The 6,448-nt window shown below is 57.4% G+C and carries 5 protein-coding genes and 1 pseudogene; 3 read left to right on the top strand and 3 right to left on the bottom strand.

Going from position 1 to position 6,448, the window contains the following annotated elements:
• Positions 1–368 precede the first annotated feature (368 nt).
• Positions 369–822: pseudogene (locus AC07E3_RS21185) on the bottom strand (transposase); the annotation flags it as partial.
• 330 nt (positions 823–1,152) lie between these two features.
• On the opposite strand from AC07E3_RS21185, the gene AC07E3_RS21190 reads away from it, so the two are divergent.
• The 3 genes from AC07E3_RS21190 (at position 1,153) to AC07E3_RS21200 (ending at position 4,904) form a co-directional block, all read left to right on the top strand.
• Positions 1,153–2,004 (top strand): hypothetical protein, encoded by an 852-nt coding sequence (locus AC07E3_RS21190; protein WP_478364684.1) that lies wholly within the window; start codon positions 1,153–1,155, stop codon positions 2,002–2,004.
• A 281-nt stretch (positions 2,005–2,285) separates the two neighbouring features.
• On the top strand, positions 2,286–3,503 hold the full coding sequence (locus AC07E3_RS21195) for a M16 family metallopeptidase (RefSeq protein WP_478364686.1): 1,218 nt from the start codon (positions 2,286–2,288) through the stop codon (positions 3,501–3,503).
• Positions 3,504–3,518: 15 nt separating this feature from the next.
• On the top strand, positions 3,519–4,904 hold the full coding sequence (locus AC07E3_RS21200) for a M16 family metallopeptidase (protein WP_478364688.1): 1,386 nt from the start codon (positions 3,519–3,521) through the stop codon (positions 4,902–4,904).
• A gap of 86 nt (positions 4,905–4,990) precedes the next feature.
• On the opposite strand, the gene AC07E3_RS21205 is transcribed toward AC07E3_RS21200, so the two are convergent.
• Positions 4,991–5,200: a hypothetical protein gene (locus AC07E3_RS21205; RefSeq protein WP_478364690.1), complete on the bottom strand. Its 210-nt coding sequence runs from the start codon at positions 5,198–5,200 to the stop codon at positions 4,991–4,993.
• A gap of 34 nt (positions 5,201–5,234) precedes the next feature.
• On the bottom strand, positions 5,235–6,401 hold the full coding sequence (locus AC07E3_RS21210; protein ID WP_478364692.1) for an HlyD family type I secretion periplasmic adaptor subunit: 1,167 nt from the start codon (positions 6,399–6,401) through the stop codon (positions 5,235–5,237).
• Between the last annotated feature and the right edge of the window lie 47 nt (positions 6,402–6,448).

The raw sequence follows: 6,448 nt of genomic DNA on the forward strand, positions 1-6,448 counted from the left end.
GCCCAGTTCGCTGTTCTTTTCGGCGAACGCTTCATGCGGGCAATGGCCTGATCAATGTTAAACCCGCCCGGCCAAACACGAAAATTCTGATACTCCCTGAAATCAATAAGTCATAGAAGAATACGCGCCAATCTCATGTTGCAATATGTTGCAATTGGCCATCCTTGATCTCCAAGTATTTCTCGCCACACTCGGCAATTCCACGCAACATGTTCCCAGTGTACACGGCAATCTGAACCAATTTCGCTCATCATGATTGCCCCTGTCCGCTAAGCTCGGACATGCCCTGAATAGTGATGACCATCCGGCCCATGTCGCCAGCCGCCGCCTTCCTCAATCCGTCGTTACCCAACTCCCGCCATAGCTCCTGTTGAGATCAGATCCGGCGAGAACTCGATGCCATAGAACTCGCGCAGATGTCCGACAATCTCGCGCGTGCTCATGCCGCGGGCATATATATATATATATATATATAGAGAGAGAGAGAGAGAGAGATGATCTTGTCGTCAAAGCCAGGGAAACGGCGCTGATATTTGGCGATCAGTTGCGGATCGAGGCTGCCTTCCCGATCGCGGGGAACCTCAAGCTCAAAGGAGCTGCTATCTGTCGTCACCGTCTTCTTGCCGTAGCCGTTGCGGCGGTTGCCGGCTTCAACATCGCCGCCAAGATGATGATCCAATTCGACGTTCAGAACGCGCTCTGCAAACGCTTTCTTCAGATCGTCAAGGAGGCCATCGGGATCGAAAACTGTTTTCGGATCGGCTCCAGCCAGAAGCTGATCGACAAGCGCATCAGGAGTTTAGGGTCTTTGCGTCGGGCCAAGGGAAACATTCTCCTTTCCTCCCACTATGCCCAGCCAAACACGGAAATTCTGGTATTCGCGGATGTCCATGCCGCACAAGCCCACGACATATCAGTTTGATCTGTTCTCCAACCTGTTGACCCGTACCTTACGTTATACCGTATCGGAGCCTTGCTGACGGACAGTTGCGCTTCGGGAATAGTCGAAGGTCATCATAGAATATGAACCAGACATTCGGATCGGAGACGATTTTGAGCTCTGCGATTTCTCAGGCGCAACGTATCTCGATTTCAAAGATGTTGAGGCAGGCTCTGCTCATATATTCCGCCCCCTCTCCAGCAAGGCACGACATGAACAACCGACGGGTCAACTGGCGCAAATGGCTGCCGGCTCTGGCAGCAGTCTTGTTGCTCTCAAGCGGTCAGGCCATGGCGCAGGACGTCGGCAACATTGCAGCGCCGAATCAGGACAATCAACAAGGTGCCGAAGTGACCGGGCCGTGGCCGGAGTATCCTTGCAAACCCGATCCAGATGCCAAAACTCCTGGGGCCGGGAATATCAAGAAGCGCGCCATCGACCGAAACTACCCCGTTGAAATGCAACTGGGCAAACATCTTTTCAGAGTACCATATGAATATCACACAGGTCGGCAAACACCTGAGCGTATTAATTGCGCACCTATAAGAACCAGCTTCGAGATTGCCTTCTGGATGCCGGACCTGCGCGCGCCGGCCGAGGACATGGCCGGGCGGCCGGACTTCCGCTACCAGGAAGAAGGCAGGCCAAAGCCCGACAAGGACGAGTTCCTCGTCATCATTCCAACCGTCGAGGTGATGACGGATGATGAGGACACGCCATCCACTCACTTGGCGCCTTGGCTGCGATTCAAAAACATTATGACCAATCTCGTGGGTGCCCGCTACATGCTCAAAGTGGAGCATGACGGTCTCATTCACGTTACGCCAGTGAAAGAGGAGATCGGCGGTGAGGTTTATGTGAACCTGGAGGATGGCCGTGATGAGATCATGCTCGACTGCGACTATCCCTATCAATGCTTCTTCGACCTCTATCTGAGCGACCATGGCTTGGGGATGCGCGGCACCTTCCCGAAGGACGCGCTGCCTGAGTGGCGCGCCATCAAGGCCGGCATCCGCACATTGCTGGAGCGCTGGTTGGTCGATGAGCCCCACGACAAACAGTGAATGGCTTTGAACACCACCTTTGCACGGAGAGGACAATCGCATGGCTAAAAAAGGTTTCGAACTGACGCCCGAACAGACGGCAATGCTGAAGGACCTCACCAAAGACGGCAAAGCCGACTTCTGGAAGGGCTATGAGTAAGGGCATTCTCATTGTCGCCCCCCATTAGGAGCCTGAGAGCCTGATCGAAATTGTCTCTTCTTTCTCCACTCATATGCGCCCTTTCCTACCCATCGTTGCTTTCGTCCTTCAGATAGCCCTCCCTGCCCAGGCGCAAGACCTATTGCGGCTGGATCCCGGTTCCCTTGTCGATGCCTGGCTCGTGCCGGACACACGGACCGACCGGGTGACGGCCTATCTCATCGTCCTGTCGGGAGAAGCCGGCAATACCGGCACCGAAGGACTGGCCCATTATGTGGAGCATCTGGCCTGGCTCAATGCGGGCGGACGAAAAAGCTCTTCGTTCGAGCGGCATTCCAATGCAAGCACCAGCCTTGGCGAAACCAGCTATTGGCTGAGCGGCAAGACCGATGACCTGAAGAGCATGATCGCTACCCTTGCCGGCGTATTTACCCCCATCGAGCTTTCCGAAACCTTTATGCGCGAGGAGCGCGGTATCGTTCTGCGCGAATATGATTTTCGCATGCGCGAAAACCCCTACGCGCCGCTAGTCCAGGATCTGAATCGGCGCTCTCATGGAGGCGGACCGCTCGGGCGGTCGGTGATCGGCACACCTGACGATATTGACGGTTTTTCGCTCGACGAAGCCCGCGCCCTTCATGCCCGCACGCATCGGCCGGATAATGCCGTTCTCCTCATATATGGCAATACAACTGTCACCGAAGCAAATGCCGCCATTGCCGCCAGCTTTGGTTGGGCGACCAGCGCACGCGAGATGCCCGCGCTCAGCTATGCGATGCCAGAGGCGACGCGGAGTGAGCGCGTCGTTTCCGATGCCGGACTCGCTCAACCGGAGCTTTTCTACCGCAAGGTTGTCGCTTTGGCCGAGCCGCATGATGTTGCCGAAATCGACCTCGCGGCAATGCTCCTAGCTGACGCGATCGATTCCCGATTGCCGGGCAGCCTTGCCAGACCTCTGCGCTTCGACGCCTTCATTGCACAGAGCTTCAGCCTCTCGATCGATGTTCTGGACGCGCGCCATGCAATGCTCTCTTTTTTCGCCACGCCGGACAAAGGCGTTTCGCTCGACGAGTTGCTCGAAACCTTCGAGGCGGCGCTCTCGGCAAGCGCAGCCGCGGGCATTCCCGAGGCAACCTTCGCCCGTGTCCGAAAGCGTGCGCTCGATGCAATCTCCCGCGACCAGAACCCGGCTGGCATAGCTCTGGACCGCGCTTTCGATCTGATCGCGTTGCGAAAGCAGCCACAAAGCCTGTCGCATTTCCTTGCCGGTCTGCAACGGGTCGAACGCGGCCAGGTAGACGCCCTCTTGGCCGCAATGGCCGGGTCAGGCCGTGTAGCCATCACTTTCGCCAATCCCTGAACTTGCGGAGCCCAAATGCGTCTCATCCTCTCAATCGTACTGTCCTGCCTGCATCTGCTGTCGCTCGGTTTGGCGTCGGGAGAGGCGTTTGCTGCCGACCGCAACGTCGAGCGCCTCACCTCTCCAGCGGGTCACGAGTTCCTGTTCCTTGCCATGCCTGAAACCGATGAAGTCGCGGTCGAGATTTCCTGGCCATCGGACTGGGCATACAGGGCGGACCGCAACCCGGCAGTGCCTTATATCGGCACGCGGCTCATGTTAACGGCTGGGGCAGGCGAATATGACGCTGCGGAATTCGGTGAGCGCTTCGCCGACCTGGTCTCGGACGGGAACCTTGCCGTAAGGGCCGACGAGATACGCGGCACACTGATCGTGAATATTGATGATCTCGATCAGGCAGTTTCGCTCGCCAATATGGTGGTTGCCGAGCCACGTCTGGATGAAAAATGGCTTGCGCGCATTCAAGACAGCCTGAAGGCCGATATGGAGCAAGCCAATAAGCAATCGGCCAATCTAGCCTGGGATGCCATCCGCCGGGCGGTGCTCGGCAACACTCCGCTGAATGCCTTCCTCACTCTGGATTATCGGCAGCCAATCGAGGCGGTGACCCGCGGAGACGTTGTCTCGTGGTGGCGGGAGACGTTCGGCACGGCTTCGATCCACATCGCCGTCGCGGGCGGTGTTTCAGGAGAAGACGCCGGAAGGGCTGTCGACGCGCTGCTAACCGGCCTGCCGGAAGGTAAGGCGCATGACAGACCTAGGGCCGACGCAGACTTTGATCCACGTACTATTGTCATCACCCGACCCGATGCGGAAAAAACCCTGCTCGGCTTCATGGGACCCTTGCCGCCCACGAGCGAGGGCGGTGAATTTGAGGATATCGTTATTATGAACGTTCTCGGCGGCGGGGAGCAATCCCGGCTGTTCGAGGCGATTCGCAACAAATTGCGCGCCAGTTACGGCTTCGATGCAGGAATTTCCAACTACACGCGCACCGCCCGATTCTTCGTTATGACGGGGGAGGTCGATAAGAGGCGTCTCGAAGAGACGCGCGCAGTGGTGCGTGAAACCTATAACCGCTTGCGCGACAACGGCGTTAACATTGAGGAAGCCGAGGCGCTCAAATCTGTTCTGTCCGCCAATCTCAAGAAAAATCTCACCTATCCCCACGTGGTCACCGATTTCATACTTGAAAGCGAGCTCGACGGCTTCGACGAGTATCGGGTCATGGACACCTTCGATGAGGTCGAAAAGGTTTCACCGGACACGATCCGTCAGCGACTCAAGACACTGTATCCCACAGCGGACCGGCTCATTGAAGTTATCGTGACGGACAATCCTTCGGCGATCGCGGGCGCCTGTGTGATTTCCGCGCTCGGCGAAGTGGATGCGTGCCTTTGAGCGCGCCCGCGGAGAAACCCGCTGGTGAAATCCCACTTTCCCGGTTCAGCCGAACGCTTTGGAAATTCAAGCCGCTTTATTCCGAGCTAATGTTTCTGGCCATCTGCTTGCGCCTGATTGGCCTGGTGCAGCCTTTCATCTTCCAGGTGATTATCGATCGTATCTTGCCATTCCAGCACGAAGCCTCGCTGATCGTGGTCGTACTGATCTTCATTGGCGCCAGCCTCTTCCAGACAATAGGTGGCAGGGCAATTCTTATCGCTGACAATTGTCACGTCCGATCCGATATTGGACAATGGATCACCGTAAGAATACGAATCTTCATCAGTCTTATCTTTCCTTCATCGCCTCTGTCGCGATTTCGCTGAGAGGTGAGAAGATGTACTCGAGGATGCGGCGGCGGCCGATGTGGATTTCAGCACTGCCGCTCATGCCGGGCGACAGGCGGATGGGACGGCCATCGGCCATGATTTCCGTCTTGGCGAGTTCGAGGGTGACCAAAAGGACGAGCCCCTGCGCGCGCTCTACAGGTTCGGCGGCATTGGTGCCGGTGGTCTCGCCGGACCGGCTGGCCCGGGCCCAGGCTTCTTCGTCGGGGATGGCATCGCTGGCCACATTAGTCACCGTCGCATCGAACGTGCCATATCGAGTGAAGGGTAGATTGTCGAACTTGATCTTGGCCTTTTGCCCCCTTTCCACAAAGCCGGCGTCCCTCACCGGTAACTTTGCGGCAAACTCCAGTGTTGCACTTTCCGGCACGATGCGCATCAGCGTGTCGCGTGCACCAACCACCTGTCCAATTGTGGTGAGGGTCAGCGCTTCCACCGTACCGGCGACCGGTGCGGTGATGGTCATGCGCTTAAGCCGTGCGTCAGCTTTTTCCAGTGTCTGCTCGGCCTCGTCGATGCCACGCAGCACCTCGGCGAGCCGTCGGCTCTTCTCGGCGATGAATTCTTCGCGGATCTGGTGATACTGACGCTCCAGGACAGTGATGGCGAGCCCCGCATTCGCATGTGCGTTCTTCAGCTCGACCAACTCGGTCTTTTGCTGCTGATAGGCGCTGTGGGCGTCGATCAATTCCTTCTGTGTGCCGTGCTCCTTCTTCAAAAGAGTCCGCTTCATGGCGACCTTTTTGTTTTCCAGCTGGACAAGCATCTCCCGCTCGGCGATCTCCAACTTCAATCCGGCGCGCGCGCCTTCCTTCTCCAGGCGCTGGCCTTCAAGCGTGGCAAGCTCGGCCGCCAATTTCGCGAGCGCATCGGCCAGCACTCTCTCCTCTCGCCGACGGATAGGAATGGAGAGGTCGGCGGGCCAGGCAATGGCCGGCGGCAATTGCAGATCCTCATTGCGTGCCGTTTGCATTGCGACCCTCAGCTGCAGGGCTTCCGCCCTGAGCCCATCCAGATTGGCTGCCGCGGCGGTACGATCGGCCAGGGCACTGATGGGGGGGAGTATCAGAATTTTCGTGTTTGGCCGGGCGGGTTTAACATTGATCAGGCCATTGCCCGCATGAAGCGTTCGCCGAAAAGAACAGCGAACTGGGC

The sequence above is a fragment of the Nitratireductor lacus genome, from assembly GCF_056431025.1.

Coding starts and splice junctions, on each gene's coding strand:
- AC07E3_RS21190 (WP_478364684.1), top strand. CDS start 1,153: ATGAACAACCGACGGGTCAACTGGCGCAAATGGCTGCCGGCTCTGGCA.
- AC07E3_RS21200 (WP_478364688.1), top strand. CDS start 3,519: ATGCGTCTCATCCTCTCAATCGTACTGTCCTGCCTGCATCTGCTGTCG.